General features: G+C 69.2%; 13 protein-coding genes and 1 pseudogene. 5 read left to right on the top strand and 9 right to left on the bottom strand.

What is annotated here, in order from left to right:
* Positions 1 to 135: 135 nt before the first annotated feature.
* The 3 genes from SAOR_RS09910 (at position 136) to relB (ending at position 3,703) form a co-directional block, all read left to right on the top strand.
* Positions 136 to 1,038 carry a LysR family transcriptional regulator gene (locus tag SAOR_RS09910; RefSeq protein ID WP_185015629.1) on the top strand — a complete coding sequence of 301 codons (903 nt, stop codon included), beginning with the start codon at positions 136 to 138 and terminating at the stop codon, positions 1,036 to 1,038.
* 140 nt (positions 1,039 to 1,178) lie between these two features.
* Positions 1,179 to 2,825 (top strand): thiamine pyrophosphate-dependent enzyme, encoded by a 1,647-nt coding sequence (locus SAOR_RS09905; RefSeq protein ID WP_221179943.1) that lies wholly within the window; start codon positions 1,179 to 1,181, stop codon positions 2,823 to 2,825.
* Positions 2,826 to 3,382: 557 nt separating this feature from the next.
* On the top strand, positions 3,383 to 3,703 hold the full coding sequence (gene relB / locus SAOR_RS17395; RefSeq protein WP_425472102.1) for a type II toxin-antitoxin system RelB family antitoxin: 321 nt from the start codon (positions 3,383 to 3,385) through the stop codon (positions 3,701 to 3,703).
* On the opposite strand, the gene SAOR_RS09895 is transcribed toward relB, so the two are convergent.
* Together SAOR_RS09895 and SAOR_RS09890 are read right to left on the bottom strand one after the other, a co-directional pair.
* Entirely contained in the window at positions 3,700 to 4,569 is an 870-nt protein-coding gene (locus SAOR_RS09895) for a DMT family transporter (RefSeq protein ID WP_123631279.1), read from the bottom strand. The genes relB and SAOR_RS09895 overlap by 4 nt on opposite strands.
* Before the next feature lie 55 nt (positions 4,570 to 4,624).
* Positions 4,625 to 5,875 (bottom strand): dienelactone hydrolase family protein, encoded by a 1,251-nt coding sequence (locus SAOR_RS09890; protein ID WP_123631278.1) that lies wholly within the window; start codon positions 5,873 to 5,875, stop codon positions 4,625 to 4,627.
* 168 nt (positions 5,876 to 6,043) lie between these two features.
* On the opposite strand from SAOR_RS09890, the gene SAOR_RS09885 reads away from it, so the two are divergent.
* The gene (locus SAOR_RS09885; protein ID WP_221179942.1) at positions 6,044 to 6,469 is read left to right on the top strand and encodes an antitoxin Xre-like helix-turn-helix domain-containing protein; all 426 of its coding nucleotides are present in this window, start codon (positions 6,044 to 6,046) and stop codon (positions 6,467 to 6,469) included.
* The gene (locus SAOR_RS09880) at positions 6,466 to 7,179 is read left to right on the top strand and encodes an RES family NAD+ phosphorylase (RefSeq protein WP_185015628.1); all 714 of its coding nucleotides are present in this window, start codon (positions 6,466 to 6,468) and stop codon (positions 7,177 to 7,179) included. The genes SAOR_RS09885 and SAOR_RS09880 overlap by 4 nt, the downstream gene beginning before the upstream one ends.
* A 240-nt stretch (positions 7,180 to 7,419) precedes the next feature.
* Here the strand turns inward: SAOR_RS09880 and SAOR_RS09875 are convergent, their stop codons facing one another.
* The 7 genes and pseudogenes from SAOR_RS09875 to SAOR_RS09845 form a co-directional block, all read right to left on the bottom strand.
* The gene (locus SAOR_RS09875; RefSeq protein WP_123631277.1) at positions 7,420 to 8,316 is read right to left on the bottom strand and encodes a DMT family transporter; all 897 of its coding nucleotides are present in this window, start codon (positions 8,314 to 8,316) and stop codon (positions 7,420 to 7,422) included.
* Positions 8,316 to 10,166 (bottom strand): ABC transporter ATP-binding protein, encoded by a 1,851-nt coding sequence (locus tag SAOR_RS09870; RefSeq protein WP_123631276.1) that lies wholly within the window; start codon positions 10,164 to 10,166, stop codon positions 8,316 to 8,318. The genes SAOR_RS09875 and SAOR_RS09870 overlap by 1 nt, the downstream gene beginning before the upstream one ends.
* A 120-nt stretch (positions 10,167 to 10,286) precedes the next feature.
* Positions 10,287 to 10,676, bottom strand: coding sequence for a hypothetical protein (locus SAOR_RS09865; RefSeq protein ID WP_123631275.1), 390 nt, complete (start codon positions 10,674 to 10,676; stop codon positions 10,287 to 10,289).
* A 1,372-nt stretch (positions 10,677 to 12,048) separates the two neighbouring features.
* Positions 12,049 to 13,305: a cytosine permease gene (gene codB / locus SAOR_RS09860; RefSeq protein WP_123631274.1), complete on the bottom strand. Its 1,257-nt coding sequence runs from the start codon at positions 13,303 to 13,305 to the stop codon at positions 12,049 to 12,051.
* A gap of 152 nt (positions 13,306 to 13,457) precedes the next feature.
* The gene (locus tag SAOR_RS09855; protein WP_185015627.1) at positions 13,458 to 14,156 is read right to left on the bottom strand and encodes an acetoacetate decarboxylase family protein; all 699 of its coding nucleotides are present in this window, start codon (positions 14,154 to 14,156) and stop codon (positions 13,458 to 13,460) included.
* 55 nt (positions 14,157 to 14,211) lie between these two features.
* Positions 14,212 to 15,728: pseudogene (locus SAOR_RS17315) on the bottom strand (NAD(P)H-dependent oxidoreductase).
* Between the two features lie 41 nt (positions 15,729 to 15,769).
* Positions 15,770 to 16,676, bottom strand: a 907-nt coding sequence (locus SAOR_RS09845) for a threonine ammonia-lyase (protein WP_148077376.1), incomplete at its 5' end; no start/stop codon positions are given.

Below are 16,676 nucleotides of genomic sequence, written 5' to 3'. Positions count from 1 at the left end.
CGAGTACCTCCGGACCGGCCGATGGGCGCGGTCGTTTTCGCAACTGGGTTTCGCAATCGAACCTATGCCTGCAACAGGCATGCCGGCCAATACTTTTTGTTGCGCCCATTCATGCCATCGCGGCATGCTCGGGGTATGAATTACCGACGGCTGGCCTATTTCCTCGCGGTGGTGGACGCCGGCACGGTCACCGCCGCCGCGCGGGCCATACCCGTGGCCCAGCCGGCCCTGAGCCGACAGATTCGCACCCTCGAGCGCGAGCTGACGCTCACGCTGTTCGAAAGCCACGGCAACCGTCTGGCACTGACCGCGGCCGGCCGCGCGCTGGTACCGGTGGCACGCCGGCTGATGCACCAAACCCGTGCATTCGAGGGCGCGGCCGAGGCACTGCGCACCGGCCGGATCGACACGCTCACGCTCGCGGCGACGTCGGCCTCCGTCCGCAGCTTCGTGGCGCCCTTCATCGCGACCACCACAGTCGCCGATCCGCGGTTGCTCGTGCGCGAGACGCCGCACTTCGATATCGACGAAGCGCTGAACCGCGGCGTCGATGGCATCGTCTCGCCGACGCCGCCCGAGCCGGCATTGGCCTCGCTCGCGCTCGGCAGCGTGGCGATCAGCGCGCATGTCGCGGCGGACCACCCCTGGGCGTGCCGCCGACTCACCGGCATCGCCCCCGGCATGCTGGCCGACCAGGTCGTGATACTGCATTCGCATCGCGGCGTGAGCCGCGCGATCGTCGACAGCGCCATGAGCCGGGCCGGCGCCGGCTTCGGCCGTGTGCACGCCTGCGACGATGGCCAGACCATCCTGGCGCTCGCCGCGGCCGGCCACGGCGTGGGCATCACCACCGAGCCGGCGCGGTTCGGTGTGTATCGGCTGCCGATACACGACGTCGACGAGCGCGGCGGCCCGCTACGGCTGCCGCTGCACATGGCCTGGCCGAGCGATCATTTCGCCGCCGACATCCTCGCCGATCTGGCCGCGCGCATCCGGCTGTTCTTCCAGCGCCACCTGGCCGTCGATGAAGATGGCTGAGGCGTGATCCATGCCGTGATGGCATGGAAGACTCAGCCATTCGGTATTGGACCGCATGATCGGCGCCGGTCGATACTGCCGCCGCAGCACATCGGGCCGTCGCTCGGCGATGTGCACCTTCAACAATGAGGAGAGTGACAGTGGCGCAGCGGCATGCAGGTCAGGTCATCGTGGATGCACTGGCGCGGCACGGCGTGCCCCGGGTCTACTCGGTGCCCGGCGAGAGTTTTCTCGCCGTGCTCGACGGACTGTACGAGTCGGCCATCGAGACCATCGTCTGTCGTCAGGAGGGCGGCGCCGGCTACATGGCCGAGGCCCACGGCAAACTCACCGGCGAGCCCGGCGTGGCGCTGGTCACCCGCGGCCCGGGCGCGGCCAACGCCATGGTTGCGGTGCATGCGGCCTGGCAGGACGCCACACCGATGGTGCTGTTCGTCGGCCTCATACCCACAGCCCACCGCCAGCGCGAGGCGTTTCAGGCGTTCGACATCCGCGCTTGGTTCGGCACCCAGGCCAAGCGCGTGTTCGTGCTCGACTGTGCCGAACGAGCCGGGGCGATCGTGGCCGAGGCCTTTCATGCCGCCCGCGCTGGCCGGCCCGGGCCGGTGGTCGTGGGCCTGCCGGAGGATGTGGTCAGCGCCGCGGTGGCCGTCGACGACCACCCGGTGCTGCCGGTGGCCGAAGGTGGCGTGTCGGCGGCGGATCGCGCGTGCATCCGCGATGCGCTGGCCGGCGCCGAGCGTCCGCTGCTGTTCATCGGCGGCCCGCGCTGGACGGCGACCGCTGCGGCCGCAGTCACGGCCTTTGCCGAGCGCTACGACATCCCGGTCGTCCACGACTGGCGGGCCAGCGACCGCATCCCCTTCGATTCGCCGGTCAATGTTGGCTGGCTCGGCTACGGGCGCGGCGACCATGCCGCCCGTCTGCTGGCCGACGCGGATGTGCTGCTCTCGATCGGCGCGCTGCCCACCGACGTGCCGAGCGACGGCTACACCCTGCGCCAGTCCATGCAAGCTACCCACATCGCCGTGCACATCGACCCGGAGCTGCGCGGACGCAGCGGCGCGCTGACGCATCACGTGCTCGCCGCGCCCACGGCGTTGGTCGAAGCGCTCGCCGGGCTCGACCCGTCGCCCGCCGTCGACCGGACGGAGTGGCGGGCCGACGCGCGCGCGGCCCAGGCGGCCTTCGCCGAACTGCCGGCGCTGTCGCGCCTTCCCGAGACCGCCGTGGGCACCGTGCACATGACGCGCGTGGTCGCCGAAGTGGTCGCGCGGCTGCCGGCGGACGCCATCCACTGCTTCGGCGCCGGCAACCACTGCTTCTGGGCCCAGCGTTACCTGCCGACCCGAGTATTTCCCAGCCAGCTCAGCCTGCGCAACGGGTCCATGGGCTACAGCGTGCCCGCCGCCGTCGCCGCCTCGCTGGAATGCCCCGAACGCACGATCGTGGCCATCGCCGGCGACGGCGAATTCAGCATGAACGGCCAGGAGCTGGCCACAGCCGTCCAGCACGGCGCGGCGATGCTCGTCGTCGTCATGGACAATCGCCAGTTCGCCACCATCCGTGCGCATCAGGAAGCGCGCTTTCCCGGCCGGATCAGCGGCACCCGGCTGCACAACCCCGACTTCGCTGCGCTCGGCCGCGCCTACGGCGGCCACGGCGAGACCGTTACTGCCGACGACCAGGCCGCCCCCGCCGTCGAGCGTGCGCTGGCCGTGGTGCAGCGCGAACGCCGTCCGGCGGTGGTCCACGTGCACACCGATCAGCGCTTTGACGCCCCCTGAATCGCGGCGCCGACGCAGCATCTTGCGTCGGCTCGATCCAGATAAGCTGCTATACCCCGGCTAGGGCAGCCTCATTGCGAGTCACGTCATGACGTTCGATGATGGCGGCGGTCCACTGCCCACCAGCGGCAGTCGTCCTCAGGCGATTCGTACCTCAGCCGTAGGTGCTCGCACGCGCCCGATCTTTAACAGCCGACGGTGATTGATAACTGATTAATATTGCCGGCGGAGGTTGGTCATCGCTGCTTCCATCGCTGGAATAAATGTCTACATTGAGACCGTCTCTCGCGGGCGCGAGGGTGAACCGGGCGCGTGCAACGCCAGAACGCTGTCGGTACATCTCTTCTCTGTTGGCGCCGGGTCCAGAGATGGCGTTGGCAGGCGAGATTGAGCACAAAGGCGTGTGATTGGCTCGCGCCAGTCTAGCCGGTTGCAACGGCGTGCAATAACCGCATGATTTACATGCAAATCAAGCCGATGTGTTAACAAAGGGGTGAATGGTCAATTTTCGTGCCGATGATGCACTGGATACGCGGCTGACTCGGCTCGCGTAACGGATCGGTCGAACGAAGACGCTTTACGTGCTTGAGGCTGTGGAGCGCCATATCGAGGATTTGGAAGATATCTATCTTGCAGAGCAGATCATAGCCCGTGTCAACGCCGGCACCGAGTCAACCCACGCTATCGAAGAAACGGAGTGTGGTCTTGGCCTGACGGATCGAGCTGACCAGCAGCGCCTGCAAGGCGCTGAAAAAGTGCTTGGGTTTCGGCGACTGCGGTCTCCAGATTCACTGCGTCACGCGTGCGGTTTGAGGATAATCAGGCGCCTCCATCTGGACAAACCGGCTTCATCTTCGGTCGGGCGGGAGCCGTGCTAAGCGGCCGGGTTGCGGCTGGCAATCGCCACGCCGGCCACGGCGATCAGCATGCCGGCGATCTGCAGCGCGCCGAGGGTTTCGCCGAACAGCAGATAGGCGAATACGGCCACCACGGGCGGTACGAGATAGAACAGCGAGGCCACGCTGGCGACCGAGCCGCGGCGGATGAGAAACATCAACAGCGAGATGGCGCCGACCGAGAGCCCCAGCGACGACCACAGCAGGCCCACCCAGTTCTGCCAGACCATGTCGAAGCGCCCGGTTTCGGTGACCAACGCCACAGGTAGGGTGACGATCGCGGCGCCGATGAACTGGACGGCGGCATTGGTGCGGATATCGGCGGTCGCGCCGGTGCGCTTCTGCCAGATCGTGCCCAGGGTGATGGCGAGCATGGACGCGACCACGGCCACGAGCGGGCCGACGGTGATGTCCTGTACGTCCACGGCCAGGCGCGGTTCCAGCACCAGCAGCGCACCGCCGAAGCCGAGCGCGATGCCGACCCATTTGCGTGCGCCGACGGTTTCGCCGAGCAGCGGGAAGGCGAGCACGGCGGTCAACAGCGGCTGCAGGCCGACCACGAGCGCGGCCACGCCCGCGGGTAGGCCATGGCGCACGGCCCAGAACACCCCGCCCAGATAAATCCCCTGTAGCAGCACGCCGGCGAGCAGGGCATTGGCCCAGGCGCGTGCGCCGCGCGGCCAGGGCGCGTCCACCGCGACCGCAATCGCGATGAACGCGGCGATGGTCAGCAGATACCGATAAAGCAGAAACGTCAGCGGCTCGGTATGCGGGGCGACCAGCCGCGCGGCAATGAAGCCGGTCGACCAGATCAGCACGAAGAACAGTGGCAGCAGGCGTTCGAGCATCACGGCCGTGCCGGGCCGGCGACTATCGCCACGCGCTGATCGGGCCGCATCCCCTTCACTCCTTGTCGGCGCTGGTGGCCCAGTTGGGCATCAGGTCGTTGCTGGGCTGTTCCTTGTCGAGCAGCTTGCGGGCGGTCTCGATGCCGGCGATCGGCAGGCCGGTGGGGTCGAGCTTGCCGATCTGGACCAGCAGCGAGGCCTGGTCCCAATAGATATGCTCGTTATAGAGCTTGTCGCCGCGAAAGGTCACGATCGCCACGAACGGGATTTCCACGTATCGGCCGGTGGGTTCGACGCCCGGCAGCAGCCAGTCGATCTCGCAGTCGTGGGTGAAACAGAGCACGAACTCGTCGACCATGCGATCCACGCCCACGGTGCGCGAGATCGGCTTCATCTGCAGATCGGCCGGGTTCTTGGGGATGAAGTGGTGCTTGTAGAAGCGCTTGAGATTGTCGTGGCCGGTGCCGCCGGTCATGGTCGGCACGTGGTTCACATACGGCTCGGCGACCATGGTCTGCATGGTGGCGTCCACGTCGCGGGCGGCGAATTCCAGCTCGAAATGATGATCGGCCAGGCCGGCCAGATCGTAGTGCGGGCCGAGTGCCGCGCGCAGCACGGCGAGCGTACGGGTATGCGCCAGACGGGCCGCGCCCGGGTTGTAGTGGTCGTTGCCCCAGCGGTTGAAGGCATGATCGGCGTTGTCGTAGACGAACAACTGAACGTCGTCGCGATCGGCGAAGGCGGCCCGGATCTTGTCGACAGTCTCGGGCGGCGAGAACTGGTCGAGCCCGCCAAAATGCAGCGCCATGGGGCAGCGGATCTGGTCGGCCAGATCGAGCGCGTCGTCGATGCCCACGCCATAGTAGCCCACGGCCGCATCCACATCGCAATGGGCGGCGGCCAGATAGGCGAGCTTGCCGCCCAGACAGAAGCCGACCACGCCGACGTCGCCCTTGCCTGGCTTGCTGGTGACCTCGGGCAGGGCGCGTGCCGCGCGCACGGTCGCGCCGATATCGGCGACAGCGCGTTCGACGTCGAGCCGCTTGAAATAGTCGAAGGCCTGCTCGAAATCCGCCGGCTCGTAGCCGAGTTCGATGCAGGGCTCGAACGGGTGGAACAGATCCGGCGCGATGACGACATAGCCTTCTTCGGCATAAAAGTTGCAGACCTCGCGGATATGCCGATTCACGCCGAAGATTTCCTGCAGCACGATCACCGCCGGGCCGGTGCCGGCCTCGGGCAGGGCGCGGTAGGCCGAAAAACGCACGGCCTCGTCGGTTTCGATGGTGATCGTATCGGCAGTCATGCGGATTCTCGTGGCTTATACAACGGCGCCGCATTATCGGGGTGTCTGGCAGGCGGTGCAAAACCGGGCTCTCGGTCGGGGCGTGACCGGTCGAGCCGAACCGATAGCTATCAAATGATCAATTAAAGGTTTAATATGATCAAATGATCATAAAACGAGTACGGCGTTATGGCACCCCAGACCGCTGAACGACTCAACCCGCGCCCGGATATTCACGATGCGCAGCTGCGCCAGCGCATGAGCCCCGGTGCGCTGCGGACCTGGTTCGCTATCGCGACGCAGTGGGGGCTGACCGATATTCAGGCCGCGCGGCTGCTGGGCACGCCGACGAGCACCTACCGGCGCTGGAAGCGAAAGCCGGACGTCACGCTCGATGTCGGCCAGATCGAGCGGCTGTCGCTGCTGCTGGGGATCTACAAGAGCCTGGAGATGCTGCTGCCGCGCGCGGACGCGGCCGATGCGTGGATCAAGCGCGCCAACGCCAACCCGCTGTTCGGCGGCGCCCGCCCGCTGGATCGCATGCTGGCCGGGCATACCGAGGATCTGGCCGTGGTGCGCCGGCATCTGGACGCCGAGCGCGGCGGCTGGGCGTGAGCGGTTCGCACACTGCGACGTTCCCGTTGGCCGCGGTGCGGTGGCGACCGTCCTATCCGATCGTGCCGTCGCGTTTTCCGCCGCGCGGCTTGTTCGACCGCGTGGCCGACCCGGCCGATCTGGACGCCGCGCTGGCGGTCGAATCCTTGACCAACGACCGGCTGCGCGACGAAGCGGGCGATCTGTCGCTGGTGGCAGCCGACGAACGCATGGCCGGGCCGGGCTCGACGCCGGTGATGGCCGCCTTCACCCATCTCAATCCGGCCGGCTCGCGTTTCTCGGATGGCTCGTACGGCGTGTTCTATGCCGCGGCCAGCCAGGCTACGGCGGTGCGCGAGACGGTCTATCATCGCGAACGATTCATGGCCGACAGCGCCCAGCCGCCGATGACGCTGGAGATGCGGGTCTATCACGTGAACGTTGTCGGCGACCTGCGGGATCTACGCGGCCATTGTGTGGCGGCTGCGCCCGTGCTGGCCGCCGACGACTATCGCGCCGCGCAGGCTTTCGGCGGGGCCGAACGCGCGGCCGGCGGCGACGGCATCGTCTACCCCAGCGTGCGCGATGCCGCCGGCGAATGTGTGGCCGTCTTTCGCCCGCGCGTGCTGTCGCCGGCCGTCCAAGGGCGGCATTTCGGCTATGTCTGGGACGGTGCGCAGATCACCGATGTGGTCACGCTCGGCGACAGCGGGATCGCGCCGCACGGCTGAAGAGCCGACCGTCGCCATCGAATGGTCGACGACGATTCACGCTATCGCTATCGCTATCGCTATCGCGCTGGCCGCTGCTGGTCTGCCATGTACCGGCAATCAGGCCGGCTCCCGATAGGCTGCCCGCTGGTTGGCTGGTTGGCTGGCTGGCTGGTCGGGCGGCCGGTCCCGTTCATGCTTGCGATCGGGAATATCCGATCGTGACGATACGGGGCCCGTGGTCGCGATGATCGATCCATGTCACGCCCAGCAGCGTTCTGCCAGGCCGATACCGCCGAGCACCAGCGCGAGCGCCACCACATGGTAGCCGTGCAGCACTTCGCCGACGAACAGCATCGAGAACAGCGTGCCGAAGATCGGTACCAGATTGATGAACAGACCCGCGCGGTTGCTGCCGATCATCTCAGTGCCGCGGATGAAGCAACTCTGGGCGACGAGCCCAGGCATGGTCGCGGCAAAGGCCACGACTGCCCAGCCCTGGAGATCCGGCCACAAACCACGCGGCCCGGACAGCTCCCAGGCGGCGAACGGCATCGACACCACCCACGCCGCGGCGCAGAGCACGGTGATGAAGCTCAGCCAGTGCATCTGCGGTTTCATGCGCAGCGCTGCGGTATAGCCGCCGTAGCACAGGATCGCGACGAGCATGAGCGCATCGCCGCGATTGAGGTCGAGGCCAAGCAGGCGCGCCGGGTCGCCGGCGGACACGGTCACGGCCACACCGACGACCGTCATCGCGAAGCCCACGAGCTGGGCGCCGCGCGTGCGTTGGCGCAGCACCAGGAAGTTCAGCGCGAAAATCACGCCGGGCATGGCCGCCTGTTCGATGACCACGTTGATGGTGCTGGTGTGGTTGAGCGCGGTGTAGAGCGCGGCGTTGAAGCCGCCGAAACCCACACCGCCGTACGCCGCCAGCAGCGCGGCATGGCGGCGAATGACCGGCGCGTCGCGCTTGAGATGCGGCCAGGCGAAGGGCAGGGCGACGAGCGCAGCCAGGCCCCAGCGCAGATGCGTGAGCAGCAACGGGCTGATATGGCCGACTGCCAGCTTGCCGGCGACCGCGTTCGCCCCCCAGGCCATCGCGGTCGCGATGAGCAGGGCATAGGCCAGCCAGGCCGTGTGCGTACGCGCGGCCATCAGCGCGCGGCGCGCACGTCGAGGTCCTCGGCGAGGAAGCCGCCGGACTGCAGGGCCCAGAGTTTCGCGTAGAGCCCGTTCGCGGCCAGCAGTTCGGCGTGGCTGCCGGTCTCGACGATCGCGCCTTCGTCGATGACCACCAGCCGGTCGAGCGCGGCGATGGTGGACAGCCGGTGGGCGACCGCGATTACGGTCTTGCCGGCCATCAGGCGGTGCAGGTTCTCGGTGATCGCGGCCTCGATCTCGGAATCCAGCGCCGAAGTGGCCTCGTCGAGCAGCAGGATGGGTGCGTTCTTGAGCATCACCCGGGCCAGGGCCACGCGCTGGCGCTGGCCGCCCGAGAGCTTGACGCCGCGCTCGCCGACCCGCGCATCGAGGCCGCGATGACCGTGCACGTCGACCAGATCGTCGATGAATTCGCGCGCGTGCGCGGCTTCCAGCGCGGCCGCGATCTCGGCGTCGGTCGCATCGGGGCGGCCGTAGCGGATGTTGTCGCCCACCGAGCGGTGCAGCAGGGCGGTGTCCTGGGTGACCATGCCGATGTTCGCGCGCAGCGATTCCTGAGTGACGGCGGCGATGTTCTGGTCGTCGATGAAGATGGCGCCGCCCTCGACGTCGTGAAAACGCAGCAGCAGCGATAGCAGCGTCGACTTGCCCGCGCCGGAGCGCCCGACGAGGCCGACCTTCTCGCCCGGCGCGATCGCCAGCGAGAAGCCGTCGATCACGCCGGCGCCGCGGCCGTAGTGAAAATGCACGTCGTCGAAGCGGATCGCGCCGGCGTGCACGGCCAGCGGCGGTGCGCCGGGCGCGTCGTCGATCGACTGCGGGCGCGAGAACGTCGCCATGCCGTCGCGCAGCGTGCCGATGTTCTCGAACAGCTGCGAGACCTCCCACATGATCCACTGCGCCATGCCGTTGATACGCAGCACCAGCCCGATCGCGGCCGCCACCGCGCCGGCGCTGATCAGGGCCGACTGCCACAGGCCGATGCCGAGCGCGGCGACTGCGGACAGCAGCAGCGAATTGAGCACGTAGAGGCTGGCATAGAAGGCGTTGATACGCCGCATCTGGGCGTAGACCGTGTCCAGGAACGCGCGCATGCTGCGGCGCGCGTGGCCCGCCTCGCGCCGGGTGTGGGCGAACAGCTTCACGGTGGCGATATTGGTGTAGGCGTCGACCACGCGCCCGGTCATCTGCGCGCGGGCATCGGCCTGGCGCTCGGCGATACGCCCCAGCCGCGGCACGAAATAGCGCAGCAGCGCGACATAGCCCGCCAGCCAGACGAGAAACGGCATCGCCAGGCGCCAGTCCGCGCCGGCGACGAGCACCACGATGCCGGTGAAATACACCGCCACGTAGAGCATCACGTCGAGGAACTTCATCACCGTCTCGCGCACGGCGAGCGCGGTCTGCATGAGCTTGGTGGCGATCCGCCCGGCGAACTCGTCCTGGAAGAAGCCCAGCGATTGGTTCAGCAGCCAGCGATGCACCTGCCAGCGAAAGCGCATCGGAAAATTGCCGGACAGCGCCTGAAAGGTCACAAGCCCTTCAATAAACACCAGCAGTGGCAGCAGCACGAGCACGACGATCGCCATGCCCGTGAGTGCCGCGCCGTTGTCGGCCATAAAGGTCTCGCGCTCACCGGTCTCGAACCAGTCCACGATATGACCGAGAAAGGCGAACAGCGAGACCTCGATGATCGAGATCAGCGCGGTCAGCACCGCCATGGCGACGAGCAGCGGCCAGACCGGCTTCGCATGGAAGACGACGAAGCGCCACAGATTGCCGCGCGGTGGCGTGCGGTCGTCGTCGGGAAAGGGCTCGATCAGTCTTTCGAACCAGGAGAACATGCGGGCTCTGCGCGTTCCGGCGCCTCGGTTGCGGTCGGCGCGGCAGTCTACCGCGAACCGCTCGTTGTCCGCCGGACCGCCCGGTCGGACGGTCCGGCGGTGGCTCGTGCCTGCGCGCGATCAGCGGTTGCCAAGCCGGGCGACCGGATCGATCTTGCCCATGCTGGCGTGGCCGTCGCCCGGCCGATAGTGCTGTGCGACGGGGGTCGAGTCGATGACGTGCGCGGCCGTGGTCTCGCCGAGGTCGCCGGCCGCGGTGGCGCCGTTCATCCGCGAGCGCGGATCCTCGCCGAGCGGCTGGGTTGCGGGCGCCCGAGGGCCCGAGTAGACGACGTGATCATGGGCCGTCTCGCCGAGCTGGTCAGCGGGAATCGCGCTGCGCATGCTCGACTGCGGCGCCGGCCGGTCGGCCTCGGCGACGCCGGCCTGGGCGACAGCGCCGCCGGCGCCGACGGCCAGAGCGAGGATGAGCGCGAGAGTGGTGGGGCGTGGGGTGCGGTTGAGTTTCATGACGATTTCCTCTCGAAGTGTGATCTGTCGCGCGAGCGCCGGAGCCGCGCGCGAGTGACCGGTGCGCGGCGTTTGCCCCAGCGTCGATGTCCCTGGCGGCAATCAGCGGCCGGCCTATGAGGTCGCGTTGGTGTCGCGGCGTCCGTTTATAACTGCATGCAACATACAATTGTTTTGATCGGGTCGGATTCAAGTGCTGCGCCGCAAAAAAATCGTGATGCCGCAGTACGGTGGTGATGGCGCTGCCGCGTCTTGAGACGGCCCGGCGGGCCAGCGGTCGTGACAGCCGGGCTGGGCGCGCCTGCACTGCCGGTCACCAGGCCCGAGCGGATGACTCTCGACGTAGACCGGGCGCCGGGCGACCTGCGCCAGACGGCGCGGGCGAGGCGCGGGTCGGGGCCTTACGGGGCGCTGGGCCGACAGGACCGCGCCTATCGAGGGCCCGGCCCGATACCGAAGTGACCGGGGCCGGACGAACTAGCGGGCCTGCCCGCGCCGGCCCGCGGCCCGTGTCGGGCAGGGCAGCCGGCGACGGGTGGAAAAGTCAGGCCCTCGGCGGAATTGTGATGTGACCGTAACGAGGCTTCGGCGACATCCGCCCGCTGCGCCGACGTGATCGACCCGTCTCAGCGAGAGCTGTGTCGGCATTCGATCGATTGCGCCCGGCACCGCGCCGAGGCGAGGGTCGCGCCATCCTCCCGATAGGCGTCCGGGCCGCGGATCGGGATGTTCGGGACGAAAAGACCGGATGCGAACGCCGGGGCGGAGACCGCACATCGCGCCTGGCCGTGCCGCGCCACAGTGCGCCCGCGTGGATGGTTCGTGAACGGCCCGACCCTATGGGCCAGGCGTCAGATGACGTTCGCGAGGTGTGGCGATCCCGCGTCGTCGCCCGCTGGCGCAGAATGACGGCGCGCACTGCGCCTCGTCCTGCTGCAAGACAGCCCTTGGCGCGGCCTCGGATGGGGTGTGAGCGCAAATCCGGTGCATTGCCAGAGCTCCTGATGTCACGCGCGCGATGCGGCGGCTGCGGCACGCGATGGCGTGCGTGACACCGGGGCGAGATGCCGTGCTCTGCTGCTCCGGAAATCACGATGCTGCGGTGGCTTCCGGCCGCGCTATGGCGAGGATCGGGCCGGCGCCGATGGCCGTTGGTGTGGGCGGCTGCGGCAGCGTTCTCGGGAGACGTCGCTACCGGTTGTCGAGCGTCGACTCGCCCCGTTTCGAGCCGGCTTAAAGGCGGCCCGCCGCGGCGCCCATCCGGCGGCGCATCATGAGTCGCGATCGCACGCGGCCACGCGGTGGGACGCTTGCCGGTGATTGTTCCTCGTTTCGAGCGGCTCGCGTCGTCGGGCGTGCGGGATCAGGAGCGTCAGGCGGCCGTCCGCCGTGCGGCCGCCTGCCCCAGCAGGTGGCTGGCCGCGACGTAGACGACCAGTGCAGCTAGAATCGCGTTGACCGGCGGGATGCCCGGCAGCAGGTTGGCGGCGGCGAAACCGAGCGCCCAGGCCGCGACCGCGGTCCAGTTCACGTCCGCGAGCACGGCGCGCTCGAAGGCCTGATAGCGGCCGCGGGCGACGAGGAAATAGTCCGCGATCAGGATCGCGCCGATCGGCGGCAGCGCGGAGCTGAGAAACGACAGCCAGCCGACGAAATTGTTGTACAGCCACAGCGCGAACACCGTGCCGACCAGGCCGTTGGCCAGCACGATCCAGTGCTTGGGCCAGCCGGTGATGTTGGAAAACCCCAGCGACGCCGCGTAGAGCGCGTTGTCGTTCGTCGTCCAGATGTTGAGCCCGAGCACGAGAATGGCCGGGATGATCAGCCCCTGCGCGAACATGACCTTCGAGATGTCGGACTCGCTGTAGACCAGCGCGCCGACGGCGCCGAAGGTGAACATGAGCGAGTTGCCGAGAAAGAAGGCGATCAGCGTCGTGCCGACCCCGATTCGGGGCGACTTCGCGAAGCGCACGAAATCCGGCGTGAGCGTAGCGCCGCTGATGAACGAACCGATGCAGGTCGACAGCGCGATGGCCAGCGTGAGCGTGTTCTCGGGCTGGATCGCGGCCAGGGCGGCGAGCCCGCCGGCCTCGTCCACGGCCAGGCCGACCGACAGGTTGCCGAGCACGAAGATCGCCGGCACCGCGATGAAGCTGAGCACGGTCAGTGCCTTGAAACCGAGCCAGGCGGTGGCGGTCATGAGCACGCCGCCGGCGATGATCAGCCAGAGCGTGTCGATGCCCGTGGCCACCTGGACCGGCAGCGCGAACATCACCACGCCGACCCCGAACCAGCCGACCTGGGTGCCGCCGAGCAGCGCCGAGGCCAGCCAGGAGCCGCGGCTGCCGAAGGCATAGCGGGCGAGCAGATGGGTCGACAGCCCGGTGCGGCTCGCGATCAGCGCCAGCAGCGCGGCATAGCTGCCGAGGATCAGGTTGCCCGCCAATACGACGGCCGCGAAGCGTGTCAGGGACAGGCCTTCGCCGAGCGTGCCGCCCGCCCACATGCTCGCGGAAAAGAAGGTGAAGCCGAGCATCACCGAAAGCATGGTCCAGAAGCCGCGCCGCGCACCGGCGGGTACGGTCGTCAGTTCGTAGTCCTGGGGCGCGGGATCGTGGCTGCGGGTCATGGCGGCGAAGCTCGTCGGACGGGATCGGATACGTTCTATGGCCGTGCAGGGTGCGTCGGCCCGATCCGGGGGCGATACGGTCCGGTATCCGACGTGCGCGGTCAACGCACGCCAAGGCAAGCAAGGCCTGTGCCACCGGCGACAGGGCGCGGTCAGCGGGTGCGCGGGCCGGGACCGTCGCTGTCCCTCGGTTGGCGCTGCGCCGTCGGAAAGACCAGGTCGAAGCGATCGGCATGCAGGCCGAGGCGCGGCGTCTGGCCCGTGATGTCCGGAAAGCCGCTGTCGGGCGGGATGTCGTGCGCTTCCAGGCGAGCCAGCCGGGCCCGCGCCCGGGCCCGGATGCAGGTGCGGTAGCGGCGACCGCGCCAGGGCTGCTCGAGCGTGCGCCAGGCCCGCGGCAGGATGGCCGAGTGCAGCGGCAGCTTCGGTCCGCGCCGGCTCAGATGCAGGGTGATCGGCGCCCGGCCGGGCCGCTGGATGCGGCAGCGCTCCGCCCGGTCGGTACGCGCGAGCGTTTCGAAGTCCGCACGCTCTTTCGGCAGCCCCCAGTTGTGCCGGCCGTTGACCACGCTCGCGTCCGACGACACCCAGATATGGGTGATCGCCGCCGCCCGGCGGTCGCCGAAATCGAACACCCCCGGGCAGAGCAGCAGCTCGCGATAGGGGCCGACGTCGGAGCCGGCGTAGTCGATGAGCATCAGCGCGCCGAGGCCGCCGCAGGCGCGCCCGGCGAGCCCCGGCGTGTCGGCGCCGCACGCGGCCCCGAAGGCCTGCGAGCAGGACAGCGCGATCACGTAGCCCTGGCCCGTGAGGCGCCAGGGCGCGGGCACGATGCGGTCGCCCTCGTTCACGGCCGCGCGCCGCGGGAACGCGTGGGCATGGGCACGATGTCGGCATCGAACCGACTCATGACAGATTGAACCAGGGGACCAGCACGAACCAGAGCATATAGGTGAGCGTGGCCACCAGCAGGCCATCGATGCGCTGCAGCCGGTCGGCCGGTGTCTGCGAGCGCCACCACAGCAGGCCGAGGCCGAGCGCGGCGTGCGGCAGCACGAACCATTGCAGCCCGGCGAACGCGCCATCGACCAGCGCCAGGCCTTCGAAGACGAGGCCGAGCGCGGCCGCGGCGACGAGCGCCACGCCGGCCAGCCGCAGTGCGCCGTGACGGCCGAAACGCACCGCGATGGTGCGCTTGCCCACGGCCGCGTCGGCGTCGTGGTCGGGTACGCCGGCCAGCACGATCGAGGGCAGGATCGCCAACGCCAGCGGTGCGGACAGCAGCCACAGATCGGCGTCGAATAGCGCCGCACCCTGCAGCAGGCCGCCGAGCACCAGCACCAGCGCGCTGTGGGTGAAGGCCACGTCCACTTCGCCCAGGCCGCGGTAGCTCAGCCGCAGCGGGCTGACCGTATAGCCCAGCGTGAGTAGAGCCGCCAGCCCCATCCACAGCGCGGTCGCGATCGGGGCCGGTGCCACGCCGAGCGCGGCGCCCGCGGCCGTCAGCGCGCCCACGAGCAGCAGCCCGGTGGCTAGGCGCAGCTGCGGCGGGCTGATCGCGCCGGTGACGAGCACGCGCGAGCCGCCGGTGAACGGGCCGTGGTTGGGGTTGATGCGGTCGGTGGCGAGATCCAGCCGTTCGTTGCAGAACACCGTGGCCGCTTCCAGCAGGGCGATGAACAGCAGCCCCCAGACGAAGGCCGCCCAGTCGATCGTTCCGGTCGCCGCGGCCACGGCGCCGAGGCCGTAGGCCGCCCAGCTCATGGGGTAGAACTGCAGTCGCAGGGCGGCCAGCCAGGGGCGGATTCGCGCGGCCGCGCGCCCCGCCGGCGAGCGCACGCCGCTGCGCAGGGCGAAGCCGGTGCGGCGCGTCTTCTCCAGCCAGGCGGCGCGGCGGTCGGCATCCGAGGTGCGCACCGGGCCGAACACCAGCGCGCGGGTCGGGCGCACGCCGCAGAAGCCGAGCGTGGCGTTGCGCATGGCGTGGGTGTGCCCGGCGCGTGGAACAGCCAGCGATAGACCGGCGGCGGCGTGTCCATGGTGGTGATCAGCTGGGCCGACTTGTCCGGCCACAGGCCTTCCCATTCGGCCGCGCCCGGGCCGTAGAAGCGGAACGCGAACCCCGGCATCACCAGCCGGTCGAGAAAGCTCTTGAGCAGCGCCGGCATCGTCCCCCACCAGGTGGGATAGACGAACACCAGGTGCTCGGCCCAGGTCAGATCGGCGTGGGCGGCCTGCAGATCGGGTTCCAGCGGCTGGTTCTCCGGGGAGGCCGCAGTCACGTCGCGGGCGAAGCTCAGCGCGGCCAGATCGATCCGCCGCAGTTCGACGCCGGCGTCGCCCGCGCCGTCGCAGTAGGCATCGGCGAGCGCGCCGCAGAGCGAGTCGCGGCGCGGATGGCCGAGCACGAGCAGCACGCGCAGCGCATGCGGCGTGCGCGGCCGGGTCGCGGCGGAGGAAGGGATCACAGCAGGTCTCGCAGCAGGGAGGGATCCATATTGCCACCGGAGACGATCGCCACCGCGGTCTGGCCCGCGGCGAGCGGAACGCGGCCTGCCAGCAGCGCGGCCACGGCGATCGCGCCGCCGGGCTCGGCGTGCAGCCGGCCGCGGGTGAGTGTGGCCCGGGTGCCGGCCACGATCTGTGGCTCGTCGAGGGCGACCAGCTCGTCGACCACCTGCCGCGAGACCGCGTGCGTCCAGCGCCCGGCGCGATTGGCGCCGAGGCTGGCGGCGATGGTGTCGGTCGAGGCCAGCGTCACCGGCTCGCCGGCGGCCCAGCTGCGCGCGAGCGTCGGCGCGCCGGCCGGTTCCACGCCGACGACGCGGATATCCGGACGCGCCTGTTTCAGCGCCAGGCCCACGCCCGAGATCATGCCGCCGCCGCCCACGCAGCAGACCACCACATCGGGCACGCGCGGGCACTGGTCGAGAATCTCCAGGCCCATCGTGCCGGCGCCGGCGATGATGCGCGGATCGTCGTAGGGCGGGACCAGGGTCAGACCGGACGCCTCCAGTTCGCGGGCCCGGGCCCAGGCGTCGTCGATGCCGCCGATGAGCTCCACCGTCGCGCCGAGCGCGCGCGCGGACTCGGCCTTGAGCGGGCTGGCGTCGGCCGGCATGACCACGGTGACGGGTAGTCCGCGGCTGCCCGCGGCCCAGGCCAGCGCGGTGGCGTGATTGCCGGCCGAGACCGTGACCAGCCCCGCGCCCCGTTCCGCATCGCTCGCGTTGGCCAGCCAGTTGAGCGCGCCCCGCGGCTTGAACGAGCCGGTGGGCTGGAGCAGCTCGCACTTCAGATACAGATCACCGGCCAGATCGGCTCCCAGATCATCGGCCCGGACCAGCGGCGTGGGCGCGAGCCGTTCGGCG

The organism is Salinisphaera orenii subsp. orenii MK-B5, from assembly GCF_003788635.1.
Lineage (GTDB): Bacteria > Pseudomonadota > Gammaproteobacteria > Nevskiales > Salinisphaeraceae > Salinisphaera > Salinisphaera orenii.
Note: the sequence above shows the minus strand (reverse complement) of the source record. Positions and strands in the feature narration are given on the sequence as shown.

What these genes read in the sequence shown, in the direction of transcription:
- SAOR_RS09910 (WP_185015629.1), top strand. Translation starts at nt 136, where the DNA reads ATGAATTACCGACGGCTGGCCTATTTCCTCGCGGTGGTGGACGCCGGC.
- SAOR_RS09895 (WP_123631279.1), bottom strand. Translation starts at nt 4,569, where the DNA reads ATGCTCGAACGCCTGCTGCCACTGTTCTTCGTGCTGATCTGGTCGACC.
- SAOR_RS09890 (WP_123631278.1), bottom strand. Translation starts at nt 5,875, where the DNA reads ATGACTGCCGATACGATCACCATCGAAACCGACGAGGCCGTGCGTTTT.
- SAOR_RS09885 (WP_221179942.1), top strand. Translation starts at nt 6,044, where the DNA reads ATGGCACCCCAGACCGCTGAACGACTCAACCCGCGCCCGGATATTCAC.
- SAOR_RS09875 (WP_123631277.1), bottom strand. Translation starts at nt 8,316, where the DNA reads ATGGCCGCGCGTACGCACACGGCCTGGCTGGCCTATGCCCTGCTCATC.
- SAOR_RS09870 (WP_123631276.1), bottom strand. Translation starts at nt 10,166, where the DNA reads ATGTTCTCCTGGTTCGAAAGACTGATCGAGCCCTTTCCCGACGACGAC.
- SAOR_RS09865 (WP_123631275.1), bottom strand. Translation starts at nt 10,676, where the DNA reads ATGAAACTCAACCGCACCCCACGCCCCACCACTCTCGCGCTCATCCTC.
- codB (WP_123631274.1), bottom strand. Translation starts at nt 13,305, where the DNA reads ATGACCCGCAGCCACGATCCCGCGCCCCAGGACTACGAACTGACGACC.